Source organism: Pseudomonas sp. PGPR N4 (genome assembly GCF_059693665.1).
Window position 1 is genome coordinate 162,385 of sequence record NZ_JCAUKV010000004.1, and the last position, 14,466, is coordinate 176,850.

At 61.6% G+C, this 14,466-nt stretch carries 13 protein-coding genes; 3 read left to right on the forward strand and 10 right to left on the reverse strand.

Going from position 1 to position 14,466, the window contains the following annotated elements:
- Positions 1 to 25: 25 nt before the first annotated feature.
- From AC58X1_RS17450 to AC58X1_RS17470, 5 genes are all read right to left on the reverse strand, one after another.
- Positions 26 to 2,866 carry a TonB-dependent receptor plug domain-containing protein gene (locus AC58X1_RS17450; protein ID WP_497429217.1) on the reverse strand — a complete coding sequence of 947 codons (2,841 nt, stop codon included), beginning with the start codon at positions 2,864 to 2,866 and terminating at the stop codon, positions 26 to 28.
- Positions 2,867 to 3,032: 166 nt separating this feature from the next.
- Positions 3,033 to 4,010: a FecR family protein gene (locus AC58X1_RS17455; protein WP_497429218.1), complete on the reverse strand. Its 978-nt coding sequence runs from the start codon at positions 4,008 to 4,010 to the stop codon at positions 3,033 to 3,035.
- A 100-nt stretch (positions 4,011 to 4,110) separates the two neighbouring features.
- Positions 4,111 to 4,611: a sigma-70 family RNA polymerase sigma factor gene (locus AC58X1_RS17460; protein ID WP_101323127.1), complete on the reverse strand. Its 501-nt coding sequence runs from the start codon at positions 4,609 to 4,611 to the stop codon at positions 4,111 to 4,113.
- Between the two features lie 119 nt (positions 4,612 to 4,730).
- The gene (gbdR, locus tag AC58X1_RS17465) at positions 4,731 to 5,837 is read right to left on the reverse strand and encodes a choline metabolism transcriptional regulator GbdR (RefSeq protein WP_101322493.1); all 1,107 of its coding nucleotides are present in this window, start codon (positions 5,835 to 5,837) and stop codon (positions 4,731 to 4,733) included.
- A 461-nt stretch (positions 5,838 to 6,298) separates the two neighbouring features.
- On the reverse strand, positions 6,299 to 7,675 hold the full coding sequence (locus tag AC58X1_RS17470; protein WP_101322494.1) for an L-serine ammonia-lyase: 1,377 nt from the start codon (positions 7,673 to 7,675) through the stop codon (positions 6,299 to 6,301).
- A gap of 452 nt (positions 7,676 to 8,127) precedes the next feature.
- On the opposite strand from AC58X1_RS17470, the gene AC58X1_RS17475 reads away from it, so the two are divergent.
- From AC58X1_RS17475 to choV, 3 genes are all read left to right on the forward strand, one after another.
- Entirely contained in the window at positions 8,128 to 9,075 is a 948-nt protein-coding gene (locus AC58X1_RS17475; protein WP_101322495.1) for a choline ABC transporter substrate-binding protein, read from the forward strand.
- 81 nt (positions 9,076 to 9,156) lie between these two features.
- A complete protein-coding gene (choW, locus tag AC58X1_RS17480) occupies positions 9,157 to 10,005 on the forward strand; it encodes a choline ABC transporter permease subunit (protein ID WP_178080849.1) in 849 nt (282 codons plus the stop codon).
- Positions 10,002 to 11,180, forward strand: coding sequence for a choline ABC transporter ATP-binding protein (gene choV, locus AC58X1_RS17485; protein WP_101322497.1), 1,179 nt, complete (start codon positions 10,002 to 10,004; stop codon positions 11,178 to 11,180). Before choW ends, choV begins: the two co-directional genes overlap by 4 nt.
- Positions 11,181 to 11,307: 127 nt before the next feature.
- Here choV and hisF read toward each other — a convergent pair whose 3' ends face one another.
- Genes hisF through hisB form a run of 5 tightly spaced genes read right to left on the reverse strand, consistent with a single transcriptional unit; the run spans position 11,308 to position 14,347 of the window.
- A complete protein-coding gene (gene hisF, locus AC58X1_RS17490; protein ID WP_101322498.1) occupies positions 11,308 to 12,078 on the reverse strand; it encodes an imidazole glycerol phosphate synthase subunit HisF in 771 nt (256 codons plus the stop codon).
- 10 nt (positions 12,079 to 12,088) lie between these two features.
- Entirely contained in the window at positions 12,089 to 12,826 is a 738-nt protein-coding gene (gene hisA, locus AC58X1_RS17495) for a 1-(5-phosphoribosyl)-5-[(5-phosphoribosylamino)methylideneamino]imidazole-4-carboxamide isomerase (protein WP_101322499.1), read from the reverse strand.
- Positions 12,827 to 12,853: 27 nt separating this feature from the next.
- Positions 12,854 to 13,114, reverse strand: a complete 261-nt coding sequence (locus AC58X1_RS17500) for a DUF2164 domain-containing protein (protein WP_101322500.1) — start codon at positions 13,112 to 13,114, stop codon at positions 12,854 to 12,856.
- Positions 13,115 to 13,753 (reverse strand): imidazole glycerol phosphate synthase subunit HisH, encoded by a 639-nt coding sequence (gene hisH, locus AC58X1_RS17505; protein WP_101322501.1) that lies wholly within the window; start codon positions 13,751 to 13,753, stop codon positions 13,115 to 13,117.
- On the reverse strand, positions 13,754 to 14,347 hold the full coding sequence (hisB, locus tag AC58X1_RS17510) for an imidazoleglycerol-phosphate dehydratase HisB (protein ID WP_101323128.1): 594 nt from the start codon (positions 14,345 to 14,347) through the stop codon (positions 13,754 to 13,756).
- Between the last annotated feature and the right edge of the window lie 119 nt (positions 14,348 to 14,466).

Here is a 14,466-nt window from a genome sequence, read left to right on the forward strand (position 1 = left end):
GTGTCCACGGTTTTTTATAGGAGGATCAGAAGCGGTAGCCGACTTCCAGCCAGTACTGGCGGCCGACTTCGTAGCTGACCAGGCTGACCGACTCGCGGCTGGCGATCTTGTTGACCCGGTCAGTGACGTTGGTCACGTCGACATTGACGAACATCGCCTGGTCCTTGCCGGTCGGGATCTCCCAGGCCACACGCATGTCCCAGGTTGGCGCGCCGGGGGTAGCTACGGTTTCGTAACGCTTGAGCACCTCACCGTTGACCTCGGCATCCGGGCTGACCCCGACTACCTGGTCGTACGGGCCGCGGTAGCGGAAGAAGTTGCTTACCGACAGGTTCCACTGAGGGATGTCGGTGATGGTGGTCAGGCGCCCGGTCCACGGCCGATTGAAGTCACTGGCCGGTAGTTCGTGGTAAGCGATGCGCTTGCCGTCGAGCACCACGTCTTCGTTGTCCAGCTGGTCGCCGTCCAGGCCTGCTTCGTAGGTGGCGCCATAAGCATTTTTGGAACGCGACCAGTCCAGTGCCAATTGCACACTGGTGCTGGTGCCATGGAAACGCAGCGGCTGCATCGGCGTGACCGTCAGGCTGAGGTTTTCACTCTTGCTGCTGCCCGCATTGAGGTAGGTGTAGTAATCCTTGCTGTAGCCCTCGGGGATGTCCTTGGCGTCGAGGTAGTAATACGGACGAGTCCGGTAGATCTGCCCCTTGCCGGTGCGGTTGACGTACTTGAGCTGGAACTCGGTGTTGAACCAGCGTTGATTTAGACCCAGCATCCACTCATCGTCGTAGGGGATGTCCATCGTCGAGAACTTGCTCAGGTTCGGGTTGCGGCTGGCCAGGGTCCAGTCGTCAGACTGGGCAGTGCGGGTATAACGATTGGTAAAACCCTGGCGCCCATCGGCAAGTCGGTACTTGAACAGGTTGCGACCGTAGTAACGGTTGGCGCCGAACACCAGCACTGTGCTGCGATCACCGAAGAAGTCGTAGTCGCCGGCAAAACGCGGCGCCAGGCTTTTCTTCTCCATGTAGTCATCACCCTCATAGCGCAGGCCCGGGCGCAGGGTGAGGTTGCCGTAGCCGATTTCATCCTGAATGAACAAAGCGTACTTCTTCTGCGCCATGTCGATTTTGCCGGCACCGTAGTTCATCATCGCCGAGCCCCATTGACGATTCTGACCAGTAAGCAGCAACCCGTTGGAGCACCATGGGTCGCTGCCGCCGCAGGCACCGTTGTCGCGTTTGAGGGTGGTGATAGACAACGCCGAGTCTTCCCGCTCCCAAGTGGCTTGCTGGTAGCCAAGTTCAAGGCCTGTGGTCAGGCTGTGGGTACTGCTGCCCAGGTTGAAGGTCTGCCAGTCGGCCTTGAGCTTGTAGTCGAGGCTGCGCTGGGTCTGGTAGATATCACCAAAACCACCCTCCGAGCTGCGCGCATTGTTCAGGCCCGGGTTACCCCAGTCCTTGCTATCGGACCAGTACCACTTGATCTCCTGATCGCGATCAGACTCGCGCGACGCATACAGATCGCTCATGGCCAGTTGCTGAGTCCAGCGCGCGTTGTCGCCCTCATAGATGGCCTTGAACGAGCCCTGCCAGCCGCCATTGATATTGGTGTAGCCGGAGTCCCGGTAGTCTTCCCGGTAGTAGGTGTTTTCCTGTGGCGCGTAGACGATCGAGGTGTCCAGGGTCAGGCGGTCGTTGACCGTCCAGTAGGTGTTGAGCAGGAAATTGTCGAGCTGGCGGGTCTGCTCCTGGTCGTTGTCGCTGGTGGGGCTGCTGTAGCCGTTGGCGTAGCCGCGCAGGGGCAGGTACGAGCGCTTCTGCGAGAAGTGCAGCAACGCGCCGAAGTTGTCGGTGAGGTGGCCCTCGAGGGTGCCGCGCAATGTCGTCTTGGTGAACTCCGGCTGGTTTTTCTCGTTCGACGAGGTCTCGAAGTTCTCTTTGTTTTCCCGGGTGATGTGGTAGCTGGTCCACTCCGAACGGGTCATGGCGTAGGAAATCTTGCCGTGCAGATCCTGGCTCGGGCGGCGGGTGATGGCATCGACCACACCGCCATTGAAGCCGCCAAACTCGACCGGCACGTTGCTGTCGTAGACCTTCACTTCTTCAAGCAGGTCGGCGTCCAGCGCGATGCCGTGGGAGCGGCTCGGCGCCGAGTCGAACTGGCGGGTTTCGTTGTAACCGTGGGCACCGGGGTCGAGGTCATTGTTGATCGAGATGCCATCGATCATGAAGTTGTTCTGATAGAACCTGGCGCCGTTGATGCTGATGTCGGCCGGGTCGATCTCGCCGGGCGTGTTCGAGCTTTTCTGGTCGGTGCTGAACTGCACGTTGGGGTGCATCTGCAGCAGCGTGGTGATGTCGCCGTTGGCCCCGGGGAAGGCTTTGATCGCCTTGCGGTCGATGACCGTGGCGCCCATGTAGCTGTTTTCTTCGGTATCGCCCAAAACCACCGTGTTATGCAGCTCCAGCGCGCCGTCGGCGGCGCTTTGCAGGCGACGAAAGACCAGCGCGCCGTACTCGTAGTCCCAGGCCAGGCCGCTGCCCTGGAGCAAGCGCGACAGGGCGATTTCGCTGCTGAACTGGCCGCTGATGGCACTCGACTGCAGGCCGTCGAGCAGGTCCGGGTCGACCGTCACCTGCAGGTTGCTCTGCTGGCCGAAGTTGATCAGCGCGATAGCGAGATTCTGCGCGGGGATGTCGAACATGTGCACCTGGCTCAACAGCGTGCGCTCGGCGGCCTCTTCGGCATGCGCTGGCAGCGCGCCAAACAAGCAGCACAACCCAAGCATGCCGCCGCCTGCGGCGTTCTTCAGGCGCAACGACCAACCCCGCGCTGGGCGCGACCTACGGCTTGTTACTACAGTCATCCCACGTCCCCGCCCCGAACACAGTCCGGGTAGCAAATAGAATACGAATCGATCTCAGTTATTGCGCGCGGGGTAGAAGACGGGGTGGTTCGGGGATTTTTCAGAAAATTTTGAAATATTTTTTCTGGGAATGGCTTCAGGGCTTTCGCTCAGCCCCGACCAGGCCTCAAGGCCGGCTGACGACAAGCAACCAGGGGCCAAAATTTTCGACCTTGCCACCATGTGGCCGCAACACGGCGTTCAGCGCCGCCTGGGGTTTGCGCAGGTCATACACGCCGGTCACGCGTTTGCTGCCCAAGCTCTGATCGCGTAACAGCACCTTGCCTGGCAGGTAACGCTCAAGCTCGCCGATCAGCTCGGCTATCGAGACGTCATCGGCAATCAACTGGCCCTTGCGCCAGGCTGCCGCCTGCGACGGCTGGAAAGTGCGGACCTGGACCAACCCGTCGATATAGCGCAGGCGCTCCCCCGCCGTCAGCGCGCTGGACAACACCCGCGCCTGGCTGGCATCAGCGACGCGCACCGAGCCGTGCTCGACCTCGACGTCCACCTGCTGCGGGCGCAGCTCAACATTGAAAGCAGTGCCGGTAACCGTCACCTGCACAGCGTCGGCGCGGACATGAAACGGCCTGGTAGCGTCCGGGGTGACTTTGAAGAAGGCCTGCCCGGCGAGCAGACGCACATCGCGTTGAGTGCCGGCGTACTGGACGGCGATGGCGCTGTCGCTGTCCATCTGCACCACACTGCCATCGGCCAGGGTAATGTCGCGGGTTTCGCCCTGGCCGGTGCGGTAGTCGGCCTGCATGCGCAAGCTGAGCGCAGGCGCCAGCGCCACCAGCAAGCAGGCAGCTACAGCCGCGCCGAGCCAGCGCCGCCGGCGCCGCGTTGGCCGAGCCGCTGGCGGCAGCGAAACGGGATTGCTGGTTACCGGCAGCGGCCACTGGGCGGCGCTGGTCGGCGCCAGTTGAGCGGTCAGGCGCCAGACCCGCTCGGCCTTGCCATAGGCCTCGGCATTGGCCACATCGCTGGCGCACCACTGCGCAAGCTCAGCCCGCAGCTGAATGTCGTCGGGCGCCTGCTGCACACGCAGGAGCCAGTCCAGCGCCTGGTCACGACGGCTGGAAGCGGGGTCTGCTGACGTCATGTGCGGCCAGTCTCCTGTGGATTAGCGGGCGCGAAGGGTCGCATAGAGTCGGCCCGTTGAGCAAAAGACGCGGCAGCGCGTGGTTTTTTCACAGATGCATTCAAAGATCGCCCTCCAGCCGCTCCAGACAATGGCGCAGGGCATCGTGCACCAGTTGATGGACGAGGCTGACCGAGACGTTCAGGTGGTTGGCCACCTGCTGCAAGGTGAAGCCGCCGAGGCGATGCATCTCGAACGCCAGACGCGTGCGCTCGGGCAGCTCTTCCAGCGCGCGGCTGATGGCTGCCAGCTCATTCTGCTGGCTGACGGATTGCTCCGGGGAGGCGCTACTCGAGGGTAAATCGGCGAGCAGCTCATCGCCGCCGGGCTGGGCCTTTTCGGTGGCATTGCGGCGGGTTTGATCGAGCGCCAGGTTACGCACGATGCGGTACAGGTAGCTGGCTGGGTGACGGATATCGGCGCTGTCGTCCTGGCGGCTGAAACGCAACCAGGCTTCCTGCACAACATCCTCGGCGCGGGCGCGGCAACCCACGATCGGCGCGGCGTAATCAAGCAACGCCGCCCGGTGGCTCAGGTACAGCTGCAGTTTGTCGTCCGCCACGGGGTGGTATGCCAGCAATGCTCGGGGCGGCGATGTTACCTGTAGTCGAGAATCATTATCAACCGATTCACGCTACCTAGCCCCGCCTTCGCGGCAAATCCGCGAAGGCCTGCTGAGAGTTACAGCCTTACGCTGGCAAACGTCGACTCGTTGCGCGCCTGGCTCAGTGCAGCCAACGGCCCACTGTGCGGCGACAGGGTCATGGCCTGCGGAATTGGCATCATTGCCACCTGCTGGGTGGTGTTGGAGCCGACACGCTCATCGCGCGGCGGAATGCCGAAGTACTCGCGGTAGCACTTGGAGAAATGCGGCGTGGAAACGAAACCGCACACCGAAGCCACTTCGATGATCGACATCGGCGTCTGCTTGAGCAACTGGCGGGCGCGGATCAGGCGCAGCTTGAGGTAGTAACGCGACGGCGAGCAATGCAGGTACTTCTGGAACAGGCGCTCGAGCTGACGACGCGAGACGGCGACATAGACTGCCAGCTCGTCGAGATCGATCGGTTCTTCGAGGTTGGCTTCCATCAGCGCGACGATCTCTTGCAGCTTCGGCTGGTTGGTGCCGAGCATGTGCTTGAGCGGCACGCGCTGGTGGTCCTGTTCGTTGCGGATGCGCTCGTAGACAAACATCTCGGAGATGGCTGCCGACAGTTCACGGCCGTGATCACGGCTGATCAGGTGCAGCATCATGTCCAGCGGCGCGGTGCCACCGGAGCTGGTGAAGCGGTTGCGGTCGAGGGTGAACAGGCGGGTGCTCATGTTGGCCCGCGGGAACGCCTCCTGCATCGACGCCAGGCACTCCCAGTGCACGCTGCAATCAAAGCCGTCGAGCAGGCCGGCACAAGCCAGGGCCCAGCTGCCGGTGCACACCGCACCGAGGCGACGCGACTGACGCGCTTGCGCCTGCAGCCAGGTGACGTGCTCGCGGGTAACCGTGCGCTGAATGCCGACACCGCCGCAGACAATCACCGTATCGATCTGCGGCGCGGCGTGCATGGAGGCATCCGGGGTGATCTGCAGGCCGTCGCTGGCCCACACCTGGCCGCCATCGACGGTCAGGGTATGCCAGCGATACAGCTCGCGACCCGACAGTTGGTTGGCCATGCGCAGCGGCTCTACCGCCGACGCCAGAGATATCAGGGTGAAGTTGTCCAGAAGAAGAAATCCGATGGACTGGGGTGCGCTGCGGTTCTGGGTTTGGGTCCCGGAAGTGTACGACGTCATCGCGATTTCTCCTCACTCGAATACAGGGGTGCCTCAGGCGGGCACTGGTTCTTGTCATGGCCCCAGTTCGTCTGCGGGGGCTCTGTTGATAGCAACTACCGATTACAACGCAATTGGCATGCCTAAATTGAATGGCCCGCCAACAAAGTCCAAAAACGACCTTGCGCACCAGCGTCCATGGGCTTCTGCTACCGCGACAGTTCTAGCCGCAAGCCCCGCCGTAGGGCTTTTCGTTATCGCCCGTGAGCATTTAAGTAGCAGTGCTGGGAAACATGTCTCTAAACGACATGTAACCTTGTCACCGCTCCAGTATCAGCCTGTTAAACAACTTGTTTGAAAATACAGATGACCGGCGCACCAAAAAGAGGCGCAGTGGTCATTAATGGCAAATTCGAGTTGTGCGAGGTGCGCATTCGGCTGCAAAAAAGGGCCGCATGCGGCCCTTGGGGATCAACGCTGAATCAGCATTCGATGACGCTGACGGCAAGACCTCCGCGGGAGGTCTCCTTGTACTTGTCGTGCATGTCGGCGCCGGTATCGCGCATGGTGCGGATTACCTGATCGAGCGAGATGAAGTGCTCGCCATCACCGCGCAAGGCCATCTGCACTGCGTTGATTGCCTTCACTGCGGCAATTGCATTGCGCTCGATGCACGGCACCTGAACCAACCCGCCGACCGGGTCGCAGGTCAGACCGAGGTTGTGCTCCAGAGCAATTTCGGCGGCGTTTTCCAGTTGCGCCGGAGTTGCCCCAAGCACTTGAGCCAGGCCGGCGGCGGCCATCGCGCAGGCGGAGCCAACTTCACCCTGGCAGCCCACTTCGGCGCCCGAGATCGAGGCGTTCTTCTTGCACAGAATGCCTACCGCAGCTGCAGCCAGGAGGAAATCAACCACGTGGCTTTCATCGACCACGTCGGAGAAGCGCATGAAGTAATGCAGCACCGCCGGGATGATCCCGGCAGCGCCATTGGTAGGCGCGGTGACCATGCGCCCGCCGGCGGCGTTTTCTTCGTTGACCGCCAGGGCGAACAGGTTGACCCACTCCATTGCACTGAGGGTCGAGCCGATCACGTTGGGCTTGCCCAGCTCTTGCAGGCTGCGGTGCAGCTTGGCTGCCCGGCGACGCACATTGAGCCCACCAGGCAGGATCCCTTCATGCTTCAAGCCGTTGTTGACGCAGTCCTGCATGGCGCTCCAGAGCTTGATAAGGCCGGCGCGAATCTCTGCCTCGCTGCGCCAGACCTTCTCGTTGGCCAGCATCAATTGCGACACGCTGAGGTCGTTTTGCTTGCACAGCCGGAGCAACTCGGCAGCGCTGTTGAAATCGTACGGCAGCTCGGTCTGATCTGCATCGAGCACACCGCTGGCGGCCTGCTTGGCGTCGACCACAAAGCCGCCGCCAACCGAGTAATAAGTGTCCTGGTGCAGCTCGCCGTGCGCGCCCTCGGCCTTCAAGGTCATGGCGTTGGGGTGGTACGGCAGGTTCTCGTCGAGCAGCAGCATGTCGCGCGCCCAGACAAATTCGACCGGCAGGCGGTTGTCCAGCAACAGGGTATTGGTTTCGCGCAGATCGGCAATACGCGGGACGATCTGGCTTGGGTCGATAGCGTCTGGCCATTCGCCCATCAGGCCCATGATGGTGGCGTGATCGGTGCCATGGCCGATGCCGGTGGCCGACAGCGAGCCATACAGGCGCACCTCGATACGCGTCACTTGTTCAAGCTCGCCGCGCTCACGCAAACCCTCGACGAACAGCGCTGCGGCGCGCATTGGGCCGACAGTGTGCGAGCTGGAAGGCCCTACACCAATCTTGAACAGGTCGAACACGCTGATGGCCATGGTCGGATCACCTCTTGCTGGGCTTGTCTGGCCGCGCCATGTGGCGCGTCTGGCAACTGCTAGGCTGAACCTGCGAGCTGCCGCTATTACCCGCATCATCAGCCTTTTGCGCCGCCACTCGCCGTCTGCAACCGACGTACTTTTGTCAGGCCGCGCCGCGATGTACTGGCGCTGCTACGCCACTGTTCAAGCCGTTTTCGGCTGGGCAAATGCCGCAAAGAGGGGGTGCAGGGGGTGGAAAAATCCATATGCGACATTGCCCGTACTGGATACGACCCATCCTGTACTGGATGCGACTCAGGCAGTAGGCGATTGCCCGGCGCTGGAGGATTATCGAAAGCGACTCGTATTGCACGGCCACGCAACCTGCCCTCTGCAGGCCTGGTCGACCGGACCCTGAGAAGCCCCGGCGACCCACGCGAACCCGAAGAAAAAACTACAGGAGTCCACCTATGAAAGGTTCACCCTCGCTGTTGCTGGTTGCGATGCTCACGGCACCGTTGCTGGCTCAGGCTGCAGAGCCGGAACAGTGTCAGACGGTACGTTTTTCCGATGTCGGCTGGACCGATATCACGGTAACCACGGCGGTTACCAGTGCGGTGCTCGAAGCGCTGGGTTACAAGACCCACACCACCATGATCTCGGTCCCGGTGACCTACAAGTCGCTGGCCGCAGGCAAGGATCTGGATGTATTCCTCGGCAACTGGATGCCGACCATGGAAAACGACATCAAACAGTACCGCGACGCCGGTACCGTCGAGACCGTACGCGCCAACCTGGAAAACGCCAAGTACACCCTGGCAGTGCCACAGGCGCTGTATGACAAGGGCCTGAAAGACTTCGCCGACATTGCCAAATTCAAAGACGAACTGGGCGGCAAGATCTACGGCATAGAGCCTGGCAACGATGGCAACCGCACCATCCAGAGCATGATCGACAAGGATGCCTTCGGCCTCAAGACGGCCGGTTTCAAGATCGTCCAGTCCAGTGAAGCAGGCATGCTGTCGCAGGTCGATCGCTCGCAGAAGCGCGGTGAAGCGGTGGTGTTCCTCGGCTGGGAACCGCACCCAATGAACAAGCGCTTCAAGATGCAGTACCTGACCGGCGGCGACGACTTCTTCGGCCCTGATTTTGGCAAGGCCACCGTGCTGACCAACACCCGCAAGGGCTACACCCAGGAGTGCAGCAACGTTGGCCAGTTGCTGAAGAACCTGTCGTTCTCGCTCAACATGGAAAGCGAGCTGATGGGCAATGTGCTCGACGACAAGATGAAGCCTGATGCCGCGGCCAAGGCGTGGCTGAAAAACAACCCACAAGTGCTCGATACCTGGCTCGCCGGAGTCACCACCGTAGATGGCAAACCAGGGCTGGAGGCAGCCAAGGCCAAGTTGGCGCAATAACCAACACACAACCGGCACTCTCTCGGGGCAGGACCGTGCCTGCCCCGGACTGATTCCAATCTATGCAGGTGGAAGCTCGCTATCATGCTTATTGATCAGAAAATACCTCTGGGGCAGTACATCGCGTCGTTCGTCGAATGGCTGACTCAGAACGGCGCAGATTATTTCGATGCCATCGCTCAAGGCCTGGAGTTCATGATTCACGGGGTGACCAGCGCCCTGACCTGGTTCAACCCACTGGTGCTGATCGCACTGTTTGCCGCCCTGGCGCACTTGATCCAGCGCAAATGGTCGCTGACGGCCTTTGTCGCACTGTCGTTTCTGCTGATTCTCAACCTGGGCTACTGGCAGGAAACCATGGAGACCCTCGCCCAGGTCACCTTCGCCACGGTGGTATGCGTTGCCATCGGCGTGCCGGTGGGCATTCTTGCCGCGCACAAACCGATGTTCTACACCGGCCTGCGCCCGGTACTCGACCTGATGCAGACGGTACCCACCTTCGTCTACCTGATCCCAACCCTGACCCTGTTCGGCCTGGGCGTAGTGCCGGGGCTGATCTCTACCGTGGTGTTTGCGATTGCCGCGCCGATTCGCCTGACCTACCTGGGCATCTGCGACGTACCGCAAGAGCTGCTCGATGCCGGCAAGGCCTTTGGCTGCTCGCGCCGGCAACTGCTGACGCGCATCGAACTGCCACACGCAATGCCGAGCATTGCCGCTGGCGTCACCCAATGCATCATGCTGTCGCTGTCGATGGTGGTGATCGCCGCCCTAGTCGGCGCTGACGGCCTGGGCAAACCTGTGGTCAACGCACTGAACACCGCTGATATCTCCCTGGGCTTCGAAGCAGGCCTGGCGATCGTGCTGCTGGCAATCATGCTCGACCGTATCTGCAAGCAACCTGAAGCTACGGCAAGGAGTGAGGCATGAGCATCATTCGATTCGAAGACGTCGACGTCATCTTCACCAACAAGCCGCGCGAGGCGCTGTCGCTGCTCGACCAGGGCCAGACTCGCGAGCAGATCCTCAAGCAGACCGGCCTGGTGGTCGGCGTCGAAAAGGCCAACCTGGACATCCAGAAAGGCGAAATCTGCGTGCTGATGGGCTTATCCGGTTCGGGCAAGTCGAGCCTGCTGCGCTGCATCAACGGCCTTAACACGGTCAGCCGCGGCAAGCTGTTTGTCGAGCACGAAGGCAAGCACATCGACATCGCCCACTGCACCCCGGCCGAACTGAAGATGATGCGCACCAAGCGCATCGCCATGGTGTTCCAGAAGTTCGCCCTGATGCCGTGGCTGACGGTGCGGGAAAACATCAGTTTTGGCCTAGAGATGCAAGGCAGGCCCGAGAAGGACCGGCGCAAGCTGGTGGACGAGAAGCTCGAGCTGGTTGGCCTGACCCAGTGGCGCAACAAAAAACCTGATGAGCTCTCCGGCGGTATGCAACAGCGTGTCGGCCTGGCCCGCGCCCTGGCCATGGATGCCGACATTCTGCTGATGGACGAACCGTTCTCGGCCCTCGACCCGCTGATCCGCCAAGGCCTGCAGGACGAGCTGCTGGCGCTGCAGAGCAAGCTGAACAAGACCATCGTGTTCGTCAGCCACGACCTCGACGAGGCGCTCAAGCTGGGCAGCCGCATCGCGATCATGAAAGACGGCCGGATCATCCAGTACAGCAAGCCCGAAGAAATCGTGCTGAACCCAGCCGATGAATACGTGCGCACCTTCGTTGCCCACACCAACCCACTCAACGTGCTGTGCGGACGCAGCCTGATGCGCACCCTGGACAAGTGCAAGCGCGTCAATGGCTCAGTGTGTCTGGACCCGAGTGGCGACTCGTGGCTCGACCTGGGCGAAGGCAACTCGTTGACCCGCGCACGCCAGGGCCAGAACGGCATGGACATGCAGAACTGGGCGCCGGGGCAGGATGTGGCGTTGCTCGACCGTCGCCCGACCGTGGTGCACGCCGATATCGGCATGCGCGAAGCGCTGCAGATTCGCTATCAGACCGGCAACAAGCTGGTGCTGCAGGATAACGACAAGGTGGTCGGGATTCTTGGGGATACCGAGCTGTATCACGCGTTGCTCGGCAAAAATCACGGTTGACTGCTATTGGGGCTGCTTCGCAGCCCTTCGTGGGTAAACCCGCTCCCACAGGTTTTGCAGCGCCGCCGTGAACCTGTGGGAGCGGGTTTACCCGCGAAGGGCCGCAAAGCGGCCCCAATACAATGGCTCAGCGAACGACGATACCGCGCGCGGCCATGTAAGCCTTGGCCTCGGGCACGGTGTATTCGCCAAAGTGGAAGATACTCGCTGCCAGCACCGCGCTGGCATGCCCTTCCAGAATGCCGTCCGCCAGATGCTGCAGGTTGCCCACACCACCTGAGGCAATTACCGGAATCCCCAGCGCATCGCTGATGGCCCGGGTCACACCCAGATCAAAGCCGTTTTTCATGCCGTCCTGATCCATGCTGGTCAGCAGAATCTCACCGGCACCCAGGCCTTCCATCTTCTTCGCCCACTCGACTGCATCGAGCCCGGTCGGCTTGCGCCCGCCGTGGGTGAAAATCTCCCAGCGCGGGGTTTCGCCCGGGCCAGAGACCTTCTTCGCGTCAATGGCGACCACGATGCACTGCGAGCCAAAACGCTGCGCAGCCTCGCCGACGAACTCGGGGTTGAACACCGCCGCGGTATTGATCGAGACCTTGTCGGCACCAGCATTGAGCAGGTTGCGAATATCCTGCACGGTGCGCACGCCACCGCCCACGGTCAGCGGGATGAACACCTGGCTGGCCATGCGCTCGACGGTATGCAAGGTCGTGTCACGGCCATCGACGCTGGCGGTGATGTCGAGAAAGGTGATCTCGTCGGCGCCCTGCTCGTCGTAACGACGGGCGATTTCTACCGGGTCACCGGCATCGCGGATGTTCTCGAACTTGACGCCCTTGACCACCCGGCCGTTGTCCACGTCCAGGCAAGGGATGATGCGCTTGGCCAGTGCCATGGGTTGCTCCTCAGCCTTGGTAGGTGTCGCAGAAGGCCTGGGCCTCGGCGACGTCCAGGGTACCTTCGTAGATCGCCCGGCCAGTAATGGCACCGACGATCCCCGGCGCCTTGGCGTCGAGCAGGGCACGAATGTCACCCAGGTTGTGGATGCCGCCCGAGGCGATCACCGGGATGCGCGTGGCTTCGGCCAGGGCTTTGGTGAAGGGCACATTGCAGCCCTGCATCATGCCGTCCTTGGCGATGTCGGTGTAGACGATTGCCGACACGCCATCAGCCTCGAAACGCTTGGCCAGGTCGATCACCTGCACCGAGCTGACCTCAGCCCAGCCGTCGGTGGCGACGAAACCGTCCTTGGCGTCCAGGCCAACGATGACCTTGCCCGGAAACGCCTTGCACGCTTCGGCGACGAACTCAGGCTGCTTGACCGCCTTGGTGCCGATGATCACGTAGCTGACGCCGGCCTTGATGTAGTGCTCGATGGTTTCCAGCGAGCGGATACCGCCGCCGATCTGGATCGGCAGTTGTGGGTAGCGTTTGGCGATGGCAGTAACCACTTCGCCGTTGACCGGCTGGCCTTCGAAGGCGCCGTTGAGGTCAACCAGGTGCAGGCGGCGGCAGCCACCCTCGACCCATTTGGCGGCCATGCTCACCGGGTCATCGGAGAACACCGTGGAGTCTTCCATGCGGCCCTGACGCAGGCGCACGCAAGCACCGTCCTTGAGATCGATAGCGGGAATAATCAGCATCTTGGCAACCTGTCTAATCGTTGGGGTTCAGGGCTTCTCGAGCGCCCACAGGTCGCTTTCGATGCTCTCGAACCGCTCCTTGAGGTGCAGCTGAACATCGGCAATCGCCCTGTTGTAGTAATACGGAGCCACTTCTCGGGAAAACAGGTCGAGGACCTCGGCCACCTCGAACGACCCCAGTTCAAGCTCGAAGCGGTCTTCAAGAAAGCGCTTGAGCTTGTCCAGGGCCTCGCGCTCCTGTTCGGGGGCGAGGGTCAGGATCGGTGGCTTGGTCCGCGACTTGCTCATTTACCAGCGGCCATCCCAGGCAGCGAAGTTCTGCAGCAACTGCAGGCCATGGGTATGGCTCTTCTCCGGGTGGAACTGCACGGCAAAGCGCGAGCCTTCGGCCAGCGCAGCAGCGAAGTCGACGCCGTAGTGGCCGCGACCGACTACCTGGCCAGGCTTGCCGGCATTGATGTAGTAGCTGTGCACGAAGTAGAAGCGGGCACGGTCTGGGATGTCATGCCAGAGCGGGTGCTCGATGGCATGGCTGACTTCGTTCCAGCCCATGTGCGGCACCTTGAGGTGCTCGCCCTGCTCTTGCAGGTCCTTGCCGAAGAAGCGCACCTGGCCGGGGAACAAGCCGATGCAATCGACGCCGTCGTTTTCTTCGCTGTGCTCGAGCAGCGCTTGCATGCCGACACAGATGCCGAGAAACGGCCGGTCCTGGCTGACTTCACGGACCAGGCTGTCAAAGCCCAGCCGGCGAATCTCAGCCATGCAGTCGCGAATCGCGCCTACACCAGGGAACACCACGCGATCGGCCTCGCGGATCACCGCAGCGTCGCTGGTGACCAGCACCTTGCCGGCGCCTACATGCTCAAGCGCCTTGGCCACCGAGTGCAGGTTGCCCATGCCATAGTCGATTACGGCTACGGTCTGCATTTACAGGCATCCCTTGGTCGACGGCATTTGCCCGGCCATGCGCTCGTCCTGCTCGACCGCCATGCGCAGGGCACGGCCGAAGGCTTTGAACACGGTCTCGATCTGGTGGTGGGTGTTGTGCCCGCGCAAGTTGTCGATGTGCAGGGTGACCAGCGCATGGTTGACGAAGCCCTGGAAGAACTCCTGGAACAGGTCGACATCGAAGCCCCCGACCGAAGCCCGGGTGTAAGGCACGTGCATCGACAGGCCTGGGCGGCCGGAGAAGTCGATGACCACACGCGACAAGGCTTCATCGAGCGGCACATAGGCGTGACCGTAACGATAGATGCCTTTTTTGTCGCCAACGGCCTTGGCAAACGCCTGGCCGAGGGTGATGCCGACGTCTTCGACGGTGTGGTGATCATCGATATGCAGGTCGCCCTTGCATTCGATGTCCAGATCGATCAGCCCGTGCCGGGCGATCTGGTCGAGCATGTGTTCAAGGAAGGGCACGCCGATATCGAATCGGGCCTTGCCACTGCCATCGAGGTTGATCGAGGCCTTCACCTGGGTTTCCAGGGTATTGCGCTCGACGGAAGCCTTACGTTCGACCATCACCAGCTCCGCAAAATCATTGGGCGAAAAGGTCGACATTATAGGCCTAGAACGCGCCAGCTTGAAACGCGGATGACATATGGCAACTCGCCGGGGCAAATGCAAACGCGGGTAAACCC

Excerpts from the sequence above, each read along its gene's own strand:
- AC58X1_RS17455 (WP_497429218.1), bottom strand. The coding sequence starts at position 4,010 with ATGACGTCAGCAGACCCCGCTTCCAGCCGTCGTGACCAGGCGCTGGAC.
- AC58X1_RS17500 (WP_101322500.1), bottom strand. The coding sequence starts at position 13,114 with ATGAGCAAGTCGCGGACCAAGCCACCGATCCTGACCCTCGCCCCCGAA.
- gbdR (WP_101322493.1), bottom strand. The coding sequence starts at position 5,837 with ATGACGTCGTACACTTCCGGGACCCAAACCCAGAACCGCAGCGCACCC.
- hisB (WP_101323128.1), bottom strand. The coding sequence starts at position 14,347 with ATGGTCGAACGTAAGGCTTCCGTCGAGCGCAATACCCTGGAAACCCAG.
- AC58X1_RS17470 (WP_101322494.1), bottom strand. The coding sequence starts at position 7,675 with ATGGCCATCAGCGTGTTCGACCTGTTCAAGATTGGTGTAGGGCCTTCC.
- hisH (WP_101322501.1), bottom strand. The coding sequence starts at position 13,753 with ATGCAGACCGTAGCCGTAATCGACTATGGCATGGGCAACCTGCACTCG.
- hisA (WP_101322499.1), bottom strand. The coding sequence starts at position 12,826 with ATGCTGATTATTCCCGCTATCGATCTCAAGGACGGTGCTTGCGTGCGC.
- hisF (WP_101322498.1), bottom strand. The coding sequence starts at position 12,078 with ATGGCACTGGCCAAGCGCATCATCCCTTGCCTGGACGTGGACAACGGC.
- AC58X1_RS17450 (WP_497429217.1), bottom strand. The coding sequence starts at position 2,866 with ATGACTGTAGTAACAAGCCGTAGGTCGCGCCCAGCGCGGGGTTGGTCG.
- choV (WP_101322497.1), top strand. The coding sequence starts at position 10,002 with ATGAGCATCATTCGATTCGAAGACGTCGACGTCATCTTCACCAACAAG.
- AC58X1_RS17475 (WP_101322495.1), top strand. The coding sequence starts at position 8,128 with ATGAAAGGTTCACCCTCGCTGTTGCTGGTTGCGATGCTCACGGCACCG.